The organism is Dokdonella fugitiva (assembly GCF_014138265.1).
Lineage (GTDB): Bacteria > Pseudomonadota > Gammaproteobacteria > Xanthomonadales > Rhodanobacteraceae > Dokdonella_A > Dokdonella_A fugitiva_A.
Window position 1 is genome coordinate 140,693 of the sequence record NZ_JACGXL010000001.1, and the last position, 13,479, is coordinate 154,171.

The following is a 13,479-nucleotide window of genomic DNA, read 5'->3' on the forward strand; positions in this document are numbered from 1 at the left end:
CGCTACGTTATTTCGATCCGCGGTGCGTGTACAACCGGCGGCGTGCGCGTGTTCAGGCCGCGTAACGGTGCACGCGGTTGCGGCCGTCGTGCTTGGCGGCGTAGAGCGCGCGATCGGCCGCTTCGAGCAGGGCGGCGACGTCGCTGTCGTTGCCGGTGTCGCAGAGGAACGCGATGCCGATGCTCACGGTCGCGATCCCGCGCAGTTCCGGCATGAGCCAGGCGAGCTGGCCGGCGACGTGGGTGCGCATGCGTTCGGCCGCGGCCATGACGTCCGCCGGCGTGCGCGCGCGGATCGCGGCGATGAATTCCTCGCCGCCGAAGCGGCCGAGCAGGTCGCCTTCGTCGAGGCAGTCGCGCATCGCGTGCGCGCCGATCGTCAGCGCGCGATCGCCGAGCAGGTGCCCGCGCAGGTCGTTGATCTGCTTGAAGTGGTCGAAGTCGACCAGCAGCACGGCGAACTCGTCGCCGGCGGCGCGCGACTCGCGCAGCGCGCGTTCGATCCGCTCGAGCACGTCGCGGCGGTTCGACACGCCGGTGAGCCAGTCGGTGGTCGCCGCCTGGTAAAGCTCGGCGGCCTGCTGCTCGAGCCGCGTGTTCGCCTCGCCGAGCGCGGCGCGCTGCCGCTCGATCTCGACGCTGCGCAGCTCGAGCGCGCGGTTGAGCCGGCGCACGCCGCGATAGCGCCAGATCAGCGCGAGCAGGGCGAGCGCGAGGCCGGCGAGTGCGATCGCGCCGAAGCGGCGCTGTACCGCCTGCGCCTGCAGGCGAGCGGATTGCAGTTCGTTGTCCTTGGCGAGCATGGCGAGGCGTTGGTCGGCGTCCGAGCGCGCGTGGCGCACCTCGAGCGCCGAGAGTTGCCGGCTTGCGCGGATGCCGATCAGTTCCTCGCGCGCGGCCGCCGATTTGTGCGCGTAGCGCAGCGCTTCGGCGTCGTCGTGCTCGGCACGCGCGAGCTGCTCGCGCAGCGTGTACGCCTGCGCGAGCTGCGGTCGCAAGCGGGTCGCCTCAAGGCCGGCGATCGCCTCGTCGATGAGGCCGCGCGCGCGCAGGTATTCGCGCTGGGAGAGCGCGATCTCGGTCTGGTGCAGCAGCGAACGCGCGACCAGTTCACGCTGGCCGAGTTCGCGGCCGATCGAGAGCGCGCGATCGAAGTGCTCGACCGCGGCGACGGTCTGCTTCGCGCCGAGCAGCGCGCGCCCGAGTTCGAGGTGCTCGAAGCCCTGGTGCGGCCGGTCGCCGAGCGCGGTATCGATCGCGAGCGCTTCCTCGGCCGCCTTGCGCGCGCCGGCGTAGTCCTCGATGTCGTTGAGCAGGCTCGAATACGCGCCGGTCACCGAGGAATACATCGACGGCACGCCGCTGCGGATCGCCGCCTCGGTCGCGCGTTCGAAATATGCGCGCGATGCCGCGGTGTCCTCGATTTCGCGGTAGAGCAGGGCCAGGTTGCGATAGACGTTGGACAGGCGATCGCCCGAGCGCTCGCGTTCGGCGACGGACTCGAGCTGCGCGTCGAGTGCCTGCGCGAAATCGCCGCGGTCGCGCCAGATCGTGCCGAGGTCGGACAGCGCGCGCATCGCGCCGATGCCGTTGCCTGCGGACTTGAACAGGTCGAGCGAACGCTGCTGGTGCGCGACCGCTTCGTCGAGGCGGCCGCTGCGGCGCTCGAGCACGCCGAGCGCGTTCTCCGCCTGCGCCTCGGCGCTGACGTCGCCGTGGCGGTGCGCGAGTACGCGCAGGCGATCGGCGAGTTCGCGCGAGCGTTCGTAGTCGCCGAGCGCGAGCGAGCTCTGCGCGACGAGCGTGGTCAGCATGATCGTCGCCGCGATGTCGCCGCGTTGCTGCGCGGCCGGCAGCGCGCGCGTCCAGAGGCGGTTGGCGACGTCGGGAAGATCGAGCGCCGAACAGATGTCGCCGGCGGTCGCGAGCAGCTGTTGGCGCGCCCACGGGCCGCCGATCGCATCGGCGAGTCGCACGGTGGTGTCGTCGGCGAGCGTGGCGTCGACGGCCGCGGCGATCTGCCGGCTGCCGGTGACGACGCGCGCGAGTGGATATTCCTCCGCCACGCTGGTCGCCGTCGCGACGGCAGACAGGGCGATGAGCAGTGCGCGGACGGGCGAGCGCGCCCGCCGCCATGGGCGGTCGGGAGGCAACGGGTTCCCCGGGTGCATCGCGCAACTCTCTCCGGTCGTCCAAACCGGGCCGGCGCAGGTTCCCCCTTCGCGGCCGCGGCGTCATCTTACAGAGCGCCCACGGGAAAAGTCCGGTGTGCGGCTGCAAAAGCAGCAAAACTTGTGTTTCGCGGTCGCCCCTGGCTGTCGCGGCCGCTCCATGCGAGGCGATCCGCCGCGGCCCGCGGCGCGGCTGGTAGACTATCCGGCTGCCATCCGCCGGGTTTTCCATGTCACGCCGCAATCCCAAGGTCGGCTTCGTCAGCCTCGGCTGCCCGAAAGCCCTCGTCGACTCCGAGCGCATCCTCACCCAGCTGCGCGTCGAGGGTTACGACATCGTGCCGAGCTACGATGCGGCCGACGTCGTCGTGGTCAACACCTGCGGTTTCATCGACGCGGCCGTGACCGAATCGCTCGATGCGATCGGCGAGGCGCTCGAGGAGAACGGCAAGGTCATCGTCACCGGGTGCCTCGGCAAGCGCGCCGAGGTGATCCGCGAGGCGCACCCAGGCGTGCTGTCGATCTCCGGTCCGCAGGACTACGCGAGCGTGATGAGCGCGGTGCACGCGGCGCTGCCGCCGAAGCACGATCCGTTCCTCGATCTCGTGCCGCCGCAAGGCGTGAAGCTCACACCCAAACACTACGCGTACCTCAAGATTTCCGAAGGCTGCAACCACCGCTGCACGTTCTGCATCATCCCGTCGATGCGCGGCGACCTCGTGTCGCGGCCGGTCGACGAAGTGCTCGTCGAAGCGGAGAAGCTCGTCAAGGGCGGCGTCAAGGAACTGCTCGTCGTGTCGCAGGACACGAGCGCCTACGGCGTCGACCTGCAGTACGCCGAGCGCGAGTGGCGCGGCAAGGCGCATGCGACGCGCATGACCGGTCTGTGCGAGGGGCTCGCCGAGCTAGGCGCGTGGACGCGCCTGCACTACGTTTATCCGTATCCGCACGTCGACGACGTGATCCCGCTGATGGCGGACGGTCGCATCCTGCCGTACCTCGACATCCCGTTTCAGCACGCGAGCCCGCGCATCCTCAAGCTCATGAAGCGGCCGGGCGCGGTCGACAAGGTGCTCGCGCGCGTGCAGGCGTGGCGCAAGGCATGCCCGGATCTCACGTTGCGCAGCACCTTCATCGTCGGCTTCCCCGGCGAGACGGAAGCGGAATTCGAGGAACTGCTCGACTTCCTGCGCGAAGCGCAGCTCGATCGCGTCGGCGCGTTCGCCTATTCGCCGGTCGACGGCGCCAAGGCGAACGAGCTGCCCGATCCCGTGCCCGAGGAGATCAAGGAGGAACGCCTCGAGCGCTTCATGGAAGTGCAGGCGGAGATTTCCGCCGCACGCCTCGCACGCAAGATCGGCACGCGCCAGCAGGTGATCGTCGACGAAGTGGACGAGGACGGCGCGATCGCGCGCTCGAAGGCGGACGCACCGGAGATCGACGGCATCGTGCGCATCGACGACGGCCAGGCGCTCAAGCCCGGCCAGTTCGTCGAGGTGGAGATCATCCACACGGACGAGCACGACCTGATCGGCCGCCTCGCGGCCTGATCGCGTGGCCGGCTGGCAGTCGGTCGCGCGCCCTGCCGCGCACCCTGCGTATCCGGATCGGTGACCGGCAGCCTGCTGCTCGGAGTCCGCCATGCACGCGCCTCGTGCACGCGTATCGTCGCGTGAGCACGTGCCTTCGTCGTGGCTCCGGCCACGGCCAGTGATTCCGCGCGCGGCGGCGTACGGCGGATCGGGCGAGGTGACTCGCGAGGTCGCCGGGTGGATGCGGGCGCCGGCGGCAATCATGCCGAGCGGATGGCGCCGGCACGCTACGATGCGCGTTGCGAAGGAGGGCAGGGCATGCAGCGCAGGATCGGATCGATGTTCGCCGCGGCTGGCCTGCTCGCGGTCGCGACGACGCTCGTGCACGCGGACGACGACGTGCCCGCATTCGACCGGCCCGGCCTCGCATTCGCGACGGCGACGCTGCCGCACGCGTCGTGCGCGTGGGAGCAAGGCCTGTTCGACGCCGACACCGACCGCGTCGCGCGCGTGCGCACGACCGACGTCGTCGCCGACAGCCTGCTCCATTGCGGCGTCGCCGACGGCGTCGAACTGCAGCTCGGCGCCGACAGCTGGGGACGCGTCGACGTGCGCGGCCCGGGCGTGTCGACGAGTGCGAGCGGCGGCGGCGATGCACGGATCGGTGTGAAGGTCGCGCCGTGGAATTCGGAGGCATTCTCGCTCGCCGTGCTCGCGACGGCCGGTGTCCCGACCGGTCGCGCGCCGATCGGTGGCGGTGGCCATGCGCGCGATCTCGGCGTTTCGATGGCGTGGCCCGCAGGCGACGACCGCAGCATGACGCTCTACGCGGACCGGCACTGGGGACGCGACGGCAACGGCGCGCTCGTCGCGCTCGCCTACGGATTCCCGCTGCGCGATCGCCTCGCCGGCTACGTCGAGGGCGGTGTCGGCTCGGGTGCGTCGCATGCGCGCGAGGCCGGCGGTGGCCTCAGCTGGATGGCGACGCCTCGCGTGCAGTTCGACGCGTCGTTCCTGCGCGCGCTCGATCGCGCGACGACCGACTGGCAGGCCGGCATCGGCGTTTCGATCCTGTTCGCGCCGGCCCCCTCGTGAACGCGGCGATCGGCCTCGCGCCTTCGTTCGCCTGCGCGAGCGCCCCGCGCGCGCATCCGCTGCTGAGCGCATGGCTCGACCCGGCGTCGCCGTTGCCGGGGCTCGACGAGCTCGAGGCGCGTCGCTTGCGTGCGCAGCACGACGACGGCATCGCGCGCCCCGCATTCCGCGCGCAGACGCGCGCGCTGCTCGACGACGGGCTGCACTACGAGACGCGCATCGCCGCGCACCACGTGCTCGCGACGCGCGAACACGACGCGCACGATGCGTTCAATGCATTGGTCTGGCTGCGCCATCCGCAGCTCAAGTGGGCGCTCAATGCGCGTCAGGCGGCCGACGTCGCGCGCATCGGCGCGAAGCAGCGTACGCGCGGGCAATGCGCGCTGACCCACTTCGACGAGGCCGGCGCGATCGCCTGGCTCGCGGCGCCGCGGTTGCTCGCGGCGTGGGACGCGCACGACTGGGCGAGCCTCTTCGTCGCGGAGCGCGATGCGTGGGGCCCGGCGATCGCGGTCACCGTGTTCGGCCATGCGCTGCTCGAGCATGTCTGGAACGGCCACGACCTGCCGGTCGCGAAGTGCCTCGTCGTCGAGGTGGCCGCCGACGCGCTCGGCGACGTCGGCGAAGCCGCCATCCTCGCGCGTCGACCGCGCGCGGAAGCCGGAATATCCGCGGCGATCCGCGCCGGTACCGTGCTCGCGGATCCGCAGGAGCTCCGCCCGCTGCCGCTCGCCGGCATCCGCGGCTGGCACGCGGGCGCGACGGCCGGATTCGTCGCGCAGGCATCGTGTTTCCGGCCTTTGCGCGAGGGTCGGCGCTACCCGCCGCCGTGGCGGCTCGCGTGACGCGCGGGAACTTTCGTCGGCCTTTGCGGTATCTTTCCGCGCGCCCCGCGTCCAGGGTCGCTGCGATGCCGGCGGGCACGGCCCGCTCGCGACGTCGTCGGCCGACGCGGTGCGCCACATCCATCTGGGGTAGTCGCCCGCGCGGCTTTCGCGTGCGCGGGCTGCCATGTCCGTTAACAGGTGCAGCGAAGACGATGATCGAAACCCGACAACTCACCAAACGCTACGGCGACTTCACCGCCGTCGACGCGATCAGTTTCAAGGTCGAGCCCGGCCAGGTGCTCGGCTTCCTCGGGCCCAACGGCGCCGGCAAGTCGACCACGATGAAGATGGTCGCCGGTTTCCTCGCCCCGACCTCGGGCGGCGCCACGGTCGCCGGCTTCGACATCGAGCGGCAGCCGCTCGAAGCCAAGCGCGTGCTCGGCTACCTGCCGGAAGGCGCGCCGAGTTACGGCGAGATGACCGTGCGCGAGTTCATCGAGTTCATCGCCGACGTACGCGGCCTCTCCGGCGAGCGGCGCTTCCAGCGCATCGACGACTCGGTCGCACGCCTGCACCTCGAGCGCGTGCTCGAGCAGCCGATCGACACGCTGTCGAAAGGCTTCAAGCGCCGCGTCGGCCTCGCCGGCGCGATCCTGCACGACCCGAAGGTGCTCATCCTCGACGAGCCGACCGACGGCCTCGACCCGAACCAGAAGCAGGAAGTGCGCACGCTCATCAATTCGATGGCGCGCGACAAGACGATCATCATCTCGACCCACCTGCTCGAGGAAGTGCACGCGGTGTGCACGCGCGCGATCATCATCGCGGGCGGGCGCGTGCTCGCCGACGCGACGCCGTCGGAACTGGAGGCGCGCTCGCGCTACCACCAGGCGGTGTCGCTCACCGCGAACGACCTGCAGCAGGCGAAGGAGGCGCTCGCGAAAGTGGCGGACATCGCCGCGATCGAGATCGATCCGCAGGACAACCGCATCACCGCGTTCCCGAAGCCGGGCCGCTCGATCTTCGTCGCCGTCGGCGACGCGCTGAAGGCGCAGAACGTGGCCGTACGCGAGCTCGAGCTCGAAGCGGGTCGCCTCGACGAGGTGTTCCGCACGATCACCCAGGGCGCGGCGGGCAAGGAGGCGCGCACATGAGCGGCACCATGACGATCTTCCGACGCGAACTGCGCAGCTACTTCTCGACCCCGGTCGCCTACGTCTTCATCGTGATCTTCCTGCTGCTGTCGGGCGCGTTCACGTTCTACCTCGGCAACTTCTACGAACGCGGCCAGGCCGACCTGCAGGCGTTCTTCACGTTCCATCCTTGGCTATACCTGTTCCTTGTTCCCGCGGTATCGATGCGCCTGTGGGCCGAGGAGCGCAAGACCGGCACGATCGAGCTGCTGCTGACGCTGCCGATCACCATGTGGCAGGCGGTGTTCGGCAAGTTCCTCGCCGCCTGGGCGTTCATCGCGATCGCGCTCGCGCTGACGTTCCCGATCTGGCTCACCGTGAACTACCTCGGCAGCCCCGACAACGGCGTGATCTTCGCGAGCTACCTCGGTTCGCTGCTCATGGCGGGCGCGTTCCTCGCGATCGGCTCGTGCCTCTCGGCGTCGACGCGCAACCAGGTCGTCGCGTTCATCCTGACCGTGGTCATCTGCTTCCTGCTGCTGCTCGCCGGCTACCCGCTCGTGCTCGACGCGATCCGCGCGATCGCCGGGCAGGGCGTCGCCGACGCGATTTCGGGCCTGAGCTTCCTGACCCACTTCGCGTCGATCAGCAAGGGCGTGATCGACCTGCGCGACCTCGTCTATTTCGTCCTGATGATCGGCGTCTGGCTGTACGCGACGGCAGTCGTCATCGACATGAAGAAAGCGGCCTGAGGAGGGATCCGAGCATGCAACTCAATCGCAAGGCCCTTTCGGGTACCGCACTGGCCGTGCTCGCCGCGCTGTTCGTCGCGGTCATGCTGCTGGTCAACGTCGTGTTCCGCGGCGCGCGCGCCGACCTCACGCAGAACCACCTGTACACGCTTTCCGACGGCACCAGGAACATCCTGAAGTCGATCGACGAGCCGATCGACCTCTACCTGTTCTTCTCCGACAAGGCGAGCGAGGGCATCCCGCAGTTGCGCAGCTACTTCACGACCGTGCGCGAAATGCTGCAGGAGATGGCCGCGCGTTCCGGCGGCAAGCTGCGACTGCAGGTGATCGACCCGCTGCCGTTCTCCGAGGACGAGGATCGCGCGGCGAGCCTCGGCCTCCAGGCCGTGCCGGTGTCGGCTTCGGGCGACAAGGTGTTCCTCGGCATCGCCGGCACCAACTCGACCAACGGCCACGCCTCGATCCCGTTCCTGCAGCCGGACAAGGAAGCGTTCCTCGAGTACGACGTCGCCAAGCTCATCCACGACCTCGAGACGCCGAAGAAGCCGGTCGTCGGCCTGCTGTCGGGGCTGCCGATCGCGGCCGGCTTCGATCCGCAGACGCAGCAGATGCGCCAGCCGTGGGCGATCTACCAGCAGTGGACGCAACTGTTCGACGTCAAGCCGGTCGACGCGGCGAGCCTCAAGGCGATCGACAAGGACATGGACGTGCTCATCGTCGTGCAGCCGAAGAACCTGTCCGACGACGCGCAGTACGCGATCGACCAGTTCGTGCTGCGCGGCGGCCACCTGCTCGTGTTCGTCGACCCGAGCGCCGAGCTCGACGACAGCGGCGCCGATCCGTCCAACCCGATGGCCGGCATGATGGCCGACAAGTCGTCCGACCTGCCGAAGCTGTTCAAGGCGTGGGGCGTCGAATACGACGCGCACAAGGTCGTGCTCGATCGGGCGCGCGGCCTGCCGATCCAGACCGGCGAAGGCACGGCGCCGGTGCGCCATCCGGGCATCCTCGGCCTGACCCAGGCCGACCTCAACCACGACGACGTGCTGACCGCGAACCTCGACAGCATCAACGTGTCGACCGCCGGTTCGTTCGACCTCGCCAAGGACGCCAAGGACGAGAAGCTCGTGCCGTTGCTGCAGACGACCTCCGACGCGATGAGCGTGCCGTCGGACCGCCTGCGCATGCTCGGCGATCCGTCTTCGCTGTTGCAGGGTTACAAGGCCGCCGGCACACCGTTCGTGATCGCGGCGCGCCTGTCCGGCACGTTCAAGACCGCGTTCCCCGAGCGCAACGACGCCGGCGCGCTCAAGCAGTCGAAGGACGCGAACGGGCAGATCGTGCTCGTCGCCGACACCGACCTGCTCAGCGACCGCATGTGGGTGCAGGTGCGTCCGTTCCTGGGCCAGCAGATCATGAATCCGTTCGCCAACAACGGCGACTTCGCGGTCAATGCGCTCGACAACATGGCCGGCTCGAGCGACCTCATCTCGATTCGCGGTCGCGCGACCTCGCAGCGCCCATTCACGACGGTCGAGGCGATCAAGCGCAACGCCGACGAGCGATTCCGCGCCAAGGAGCAGGACCTGCAGCGCGAGCTGTCGGAGACCGAGCGCAAGCTCACCGAGCTGCAGAGCGCGAAGAGCCAGGACCAGGCGCAGATCCTCTCGACCGAGCAGAAGGCCGAGCTCGAGAAGTTCCTCGACCGCAAGCTCGAGATCCGCAAGGAGCTGCGCCAGGTGCGGCGCCAGCTCGACGCCGAAATCGAGTCGCTCGGCACGCGGCTGAAGCTCGTCAACATCGTGCTGATGCCGTTGCTCGTCACGCTCGCCGCACTCGCGTTCGCGTGGTGGCGCATGCAGCGTCGTCGCGCCGCCCAGGGAGCCCACGCATGAACCAGAAGACCCTGATCGGCCTCGGCGTGGCCGCGCTCGTCGCGATCGGCGCCGCGGTCGCGTTGAACCATTCGAACCGGCCGCAGAGCGGGCAGGCGGAGGCTTCGGCCTACCTCGTGCCGGAACTGCGCGACCACGTCAACGACGTCGCCAAGGTCGTCGTCACCGGCGCCGACAGCAAGGTCGTCGCGACGCTCGAGCGTGGCGCGAACGGCTGGACGCTCGCGGAGAAGGGCGGCTACCCGGCCGACACCGGCAAGCTGCGCGCGTTCCTGCTCAAGCTCGCCGACGCCAGGCGCGTCGAGCAGAAGACCTCGAACAAGGACAAGTACGCGCTGCTCGGCGTCGAGGACGTCGCCGCGAAGGACGCGAAGGGCCTGCAGGTCGAACTCGACGGCCTCGCCAAGCCGCTCGTACTCGTCGTCGGCAACGCCGATCCGCGCGGCGGCACCTACGTGCGCGTCGCCGGGCAGCCCGAGAGCTGGCTCGTGTCGACGTCGCTCGCGGTCGACAAGAACGGCGCGGACTGGTTGCGCAAGGACCTCGCCGACATCGCGGCGACGCGCATCGCCGCGGTCGCGATCACGCATGCGGACGGCAGCAAGGTCGCGATCGCGAAGAATGCCGAGGGCGATGCGAACTACGTGCTCGCCGACGTGCCGAAGGGCCGCGAGGCGGGCTCGGAGTTCGCGATCAACGGCCTCGCTGCCGCGCTCGCGGGCCTGCGCTTCGACGACGTCGTCGCGGCGAAGGACGCGATGCCGCCGGAGCAGGCGTTGAAGGCGCGCTACGCGACGTTCGACGGCATCGTCGTCGACGTCACGGCGTGGGAGAAGGACGGCAAGAGCTACGCGCAGTTTGCCGCCTCGCTCGACGCCGCGCAGGCGGACAAGGGCATCGCGGCGGAGCAGGCGAAGGCCAAGGCCGACTACGACGCCGAGAGCGCGGCGGCCGACGCGACGAAGAAGGAAGGCAAGGCCGACGCGGCGGTCACGCCCGTCAAGCCGGCGTCGATCGACGACGCGGCGAAGGACCGCGAGACGCGCCTGGCCGCGTTGAACAAGGACGTCGCCGACCTCGGCACGCGCTTCTCCGGCTGGACCTACGTGCTGCCCGCGTACAAGTACGCGAACATCAACAAGTCGATGTCCGACCTGCTCAAGCCGCTCGACGACAAGAAGGCGGCACCGGCGGCGAAGCCGCCCGCGAAACCGGCGAAAGTCGGCGCGGCGCACTGAGCGCACGGCTCCGGCCTCGGCCGGAGCCAGCCGCCGCGATGACGAACAACCTCGCACGCCTCTCGGTCGGCGCCGGCGCGATCGCCGGCGCCGTGGCCGTCGCGCTCGGCGCATTCGGTGCGCATGCGCTGCGCAGCGTGCTCGATGCTGCGGCGCTCTCGACCTGGCACACCGCCGTCGAATACCAGTTCTGGCACGCGCTCGCGCTGCTCGCGACGGGCGTACTCGCGCGCGATCGCGAGGATCGCCCGCTGCGCTTCGCGGCGTTCGCGTTCGCCGCGGGCATCGTCGTGTTCTGCGCGAGCCTCTACGCGCTCGCGCTCGGCGCGCCGCGCTGGATAGGCGCGATCACGCCGATCGGCGGCGTCGCCTTCATCGCCGGTTGGCTCGCGCTCGCCGTGCACGCACGGCGCCCGTAGGCTCGGCCGGCGCCGCTCGCGATCGCGATGCTGCGCCGGCCAGCGCAGTGCGCGTCCGACCTACCTGTTACTCGTAGATGCGTCCGGCCCAAAGGAAAACCGCGAATTGCCGCCATGGGTTTTCGCGCTGGAGGCTTTGCTGCTCGCCGAAAGCGGAGTCATTCGCCCACGCGCAGGCCGCTTCGAGGAAATCCGCGATGCTTTGATTCGCCCACTCTCCCGCGAAGCCATCGACGGTGGGCGCGAGCGAATCAGCTAGTCGACGGTCCGCCACCAACGCTTCCACGAAACGCACGAACGAGGACGCGTCCGAAACCGAATCGAGGTTCGCGCTATTCGATACCTTGCCAATGGTCGAGGCGTGGCGATGTCTCGTCGCGACATGCTCGCCGGGTTCATGCCGGCGGTCTCCACCGCGCAAGTACCCGATATGTGCGAGTCCAGACAATCGATCGGGGCAGGGTGTGGACTCATGTTGCTCGTCGAGGGTCCAGTCGTCTGGGAAATCTCCGAGCACCATGCCGGCGACACACGAACAACTTTCGCGGCTCGTTGCCGAAGGCATTCCGTCAAATTCGAAACGGACCCGTACCACGCGCAGGGTCGCATCGGCTTCGATGGATGCCTGGCGAAGGTCGGCGCAAATTTCTCCCAACAGCGCGCGCTGAAGGGAGAGCAGCAAGCTCGAACGATCCGGTGGGATGCGCATTGGAGAATCAGACCATGCCCGATTCGGCGCCGCGGTGGCGATGCCAGCACCAGTGCCACGGCTCGTACGCGATGCGGTGCGGGTTGTCGCGCGGGTAGGACAGCGCGAAACCGAAGCGCGCCGCGTTCGCGACGAGCCAGGCGAACGCGGACGAATGCTCGAATTCCTCCTCGAGCGCGGCGAAGCCGGGCGTGGTGAGATCGACCGCGCGCCCGCTGTGGTGCTCGCTGTAGCCGGGTGCAGCGCTCACGCGCAGGATCTCCTCCATCGACTGGCCGCGTTCGAGTTTGCGCTTGAGGATGCCGAGCTGGTACTCGGCCGAACGGAATGCCGACACGAGCTGCAGTTCGATCGCATCGGCCGCGGCCGCGGCGTGCAGGCGCGCGTAGGCGCGCGCGGCGCGCGGTGCGAGCCACTGCCGGCGCTGGTGGATGTCTTCGCCGATGCACGCGAGTTCGCGTGGTTCGCGCACGGGGACGAGACGTCGCACGCGGCCGTAGTCGCGTGGCACGCCGAGCGCATGGGCCTCGGCGACGAGTACACGCCGCTGCGCGTCGTCGCAGCGCGCGGGAGCCGTGCCGGCGTCGGCGTGCGTCGTCATGAGCGTGCGCTCAGAGCGGTTTCAGGTAGAACCCGGCGATGCGACCATCGCTGCCGCAGGCGATCTGCGCGTAGAGATTGGCCTTGTCGAAGATCAATGGGACCGTGATCGCGATGTAGCCGTCGCCCTTCATCGGGTGCGCCTGTCCGCGCGCCTGCAGGCGGCCGAACTGGCCGAGTGATTCCCACGCCTGCTGGAACTTCGGCGCCGGCAACGCGGTGCGCATCTTGGCGTCGAAGTCGCGTGTCGCGGTCGCGTAGTCGGCCTTCTGCGCGGCGTCGAGCAGGGACGTCGCGCGCGCCTCGCAAGCCGCGGCGATGCTCTTGTCGGTCGCGCTCGGCGGTGGCTCGGGTGCGAGCGGCGACGGCCGTTCGGCCATCGGCGCATCCGTCGCCGCAGGGGCGGGTGCCGCTTGCGGCGCCGCGTTCGCGGCCGGCTCGGCGCCCTTCTCGGCGGGGGCGGGCGTTGGCGCAGCCGCCGCGGTGGCGGCATCCGCGGGTGTCGCCTCGGAGGCCTGCCCCGCAGGCGGAGTTTCCGCCGCCGGCGCCGCCACGCCGGGATCGGCCAGCGGTTCGGTCGGCTTGCCGTCCTTCGCGCGCGCCATCGCATCGACGTCGATCTCCTGCGAAGCCGCCGCCGGCGTCGTCGCGTCCTGCGTGGCAGGCGGCGCATGTTTCTTCTTTGGCGCCGCCTGCGCGGACAGGCAGGCGAGCAGGGCGAAGGCGAGCGGTGCGAGCGATCGTTTCGACATGAACGGGTCTCCAGCGGATGGCGCACGCTACCATGCGGGCCTGTATCGCGGCTGAGCCGCGCCGCGGTCCGCGGCCGCGGCGAGGCGCGTCACGACGCGTCGTCGGCGATCGCGCGCGGTTTGGTCGCGGGCTTCAGGCGCCCCGCTTCGCGCAAGGCTTCGCGCAGCACGTATTCGATCTGCGCGTTGAGCGAACGCAGGTCGTCGTTGGCCCAGCGCTGCATCGCGTCGAGCACGGGCGACGCGATGCGCAGCGGATATGCCTTCTTCTCGCTCATGCGCCACCTCCGCACGCGTGCGACGAGCCGATGCGCGGGGTGGAGGACATGCTCCTGTCGGCGGCGGCGACGGACGGCA

The 13,479-nt window shown here is 69.8% G+C and carries 13 protein-coding genes; 8 read left to right on the forward strand and 5 right to left on the reverse strand.

All coding sequences use genetic code 11. The features are described from left to right. Positions 1 to 52: 52 nt before the first annotated feature. On the reverse strand, positions 53 to 2,065 hold the full coding sequence (locus FHW12_RS00650) for a diguanylate cyclase (RefSeq protein WP_182529060.1): 2,013 nt from the start codon (positions 2,063 to 2,065) through the stop codon (positions 53 to 55). Between the two features lie 335 nt (positions 2,066 to 2,400). Here FHW12_RS00650 and rimO point away from each other — a divergent pair, with 335 nt between their 5' ends. From rimO to FHW12_RS00690, 8 genes are all read left to right on the forward strand, one after another. Further along, complete coding sequence (rimO, locus tag FHW12_RS00655) at positions 2,401 to 3,720, forward strand: 30S ribosomal protein S12 methylthiotransferase RimO (RefSeq protein ID WP_182529061.1); 1,320 nt, start codon at positions 2,401 to 2,403, stop codon at positions 3,718 to 3,720. A 300-nt stretch (positions 3,721 to 4,020) separates the two neighbouring features. Continuing rightward, positions 4,021 to 4,797, forward strand: a complete 777-nt coding sequence (locus FHW12_RS00660; protein WP_182529062.1) for a transporter — start codon at positions 4,021 to 4,023, stop codon at positions 4,795 to 4,797. Further along, a complete protein-coding gene (locus tag FHW12_RS00665) occupies positions 4,794 to 5,642 on the forward strand; it encodes a DUF3025 domain-containing protein (RefSeq protein WP_182529063.1) in 849 nt (282 codons plus the stop codon). Before FHW12_RS00660 ends, FHW12_RS00665 begins: the two co-directional genes overlap by 4 nt. A 194-nt stretch (positions 5,643 to 5,836) precedes the next feature. Beyond that, complete coding sequence (locus FHW12_RS00670; protein WP_182529064.1) at positions 5,837 to 6,778, forward strand: ABC transporter ATP-binding protein; 942 nt, start codon at positions 5,837 to 5,839, stop codon at positions 6,776 to 6,778. Continuing rightward, on the forward strand, positions 6,775 to 7,509 hold the full coding sequence (locus FHW12_RS00675; RefSeq protein ID WP_182529065.1) for an ABC transporter permease: 735 nt from the start codon (positions 6,775 to 6,777) through the stop codon (positions 7,507 to 7,509). Before FHW12_RS00670 ends, FHW12_RS00675 begins: the two co-directional genes overlap by 4 nt. A 14-nt stretch (positions 7,510 to 7,523) precedes the next feature. After that, positions 7,524 to 9,404: a GldG family protein gene (locus FHW12_RS00680; RefSeq protein ID WP_182529066.1), complete on the forward strand. Its 1,881-nt coding sequence runs from the start codon at positions 7,524 to 7,526 to the stop codon at positions 9,402 to 9,404. Further along, positions 9,401 to 10,642, forward strand: coding sequence for a DUF4340 domain-containing protein (locus FHW12_RS00685; protein WP_182529067.1), 1,242 nt, complete (start codon positions 9,401 to 9,403; stop codon positions 10,640 to 10,642). Before FHW12_RS00680 ends, FHW12_RS00685 begins: the two co-directional genes overlap by 4 nt. A 38-nt stretch (positions 10,643 to 10,680) precedes the next feature. Further along, positions 10,681 to 11,061, forward strand: a complete 381-nt coding sequence (locus tag FHW12_RS00690; RefSeq protein ID WP_182529068.1) for a DUF423 domain-containing protein — start codon at positions 10,681 to 10,683, stop codon at positions 11,059 to 11,061. A gap of 67 nt (positions 11,062 to 11,128) precedes the next feature. Here the strand turns inward: FHW12_RS00690 and FHW12_RS21035 are convergent, their stop codons facing one another. The 4 genes from FHW12_RS21035 to FHW12_RS00710 all read right to left on the reverse strand — a co-directional run bounded on the left by FHW12_RS21035 (position 11,129) and on the right by FHW12_RS00710 (position 13,400). After that, a complete protein-coding gene (locus FHW12_RS21035) occupies positions 11,129 to 11,743 on the reverse strand; it encodes a DUF7660 family protein (RefSeq protein WP_220484273.1) in 615 nt (204 codons plus the stop codon). Between the two features lie 34 nt (positions 11,744 to 11,777). Further along, complete coding sequence (locus FHW12_RS00700) at positions 11,778 to 12,371, reverse strand: M15 family metallopeptidase (protein ID WP_182529069.1); 594 nt, start codon at positions 12,369 to 12,371, stop codon at positions 11,778 to 11,780. A 10-nt stretch (positions 12,372 to 12,381) separates the two neighbouring features. Next, complete coding sequence (locus tag FHW12_RS00705) at positions 12,382 to 13,122, reverse strand: DUF3887 domain-containing protein (protein ID WP_182529070.1); 741 nt, start codon at positions 13,120 to 13,122, stop codon at positions 12,382 to 12,384. 89 nt (positions 13,123 to 13,211) lie between these two features. Further along, positions 13,212 to 13,400: an Arc family DNA binding domain-containing protein gene (locus FHW12_RS00710; protein ID WP_182529071.1), complete on the reverse strand. Its 189-nt coding sequence runs from the start codon at positions 13,398 to 13,400 to the stop codon at positions 13,212 to 13,214. Positions 13,401 to 13,479: the final 79 nt, after the last annotated feature.

Excerpts from the sequence above, each read along its gene's own strand:
- rimO (WP_182529061.1), top strand. The coding sequence starts at position 2,401 with ATGTCACGCCGCAATCCCAAGGTCGGCTTCGTCAGCCTCGGCTGCCCG.
- FHW12_RS00660 (WP_182529062.1), top strand. The coding sequence starts at position 4,021 with ATGCAGCGCAGGATCGGATCGATGTTCGCCGCGGCTGGCCTGCTCGCG.
- FHW12_RS00670 (WP_182529064.1), top strand. The coding sequence starts at position 5,837 with ATGATCGAAACCCGACAACTCACCAAACGCTACGGCGACTTCACCGCC.
- FHW12_RS00675 (WP_182529065.1), top strand. The coding sequence starts at position 6,775 with ATGAGCGGCACCATGACGATCTTCCGACGCGAACTGCGCAGCTACTTC.
- FHW12_RS00680 (WP_182529066.1), top strand. The coding sequence starts at position 7,524 with ATGCAACTCAATCGCAAGGCCCTTTCGGGTACCGCACTGGCCGTGCTC.
- FHW12_RS00685 (WP_182529067.1), top strand. The coding sequence starts at position 9,401 with ATGAACCAGAAGACCCTGATCGGCCTCGGCGTGGCCGCGCTCGTCGCG.
- FHW12_RS00690 (WP_182529068.1), top strand. The coding sequence starts at position 10,681 with ATGACGAACAACCTCGCACGCCTCTCGGTCGGCGCCGGCGCGATCGCC.
- FHW12_RS00700 (WP_182529069.1), bottom strand. The coding sequence starts at position 12,371 with ATGACGACGCACGCCGACGCCGGCACGGCTCCCGCGCGCTGCGACGAC.
- FHW12_RS00705 (WP_182529070.1), bottom strand. The coding sequence starts at position 13,122 with ATGTCGAAACGATCGCTCGCACCGCTCGCCTTCGCCCTGCTCGCCTGC.
- FHW12_RS00710 (WP_182529071.1), bottom strand. The coding sequence starts at position 13,400 with ATGAGCGAGAAGAAGGCATATCCGCTGCGCATCGCGTCGCCCGTGCTC.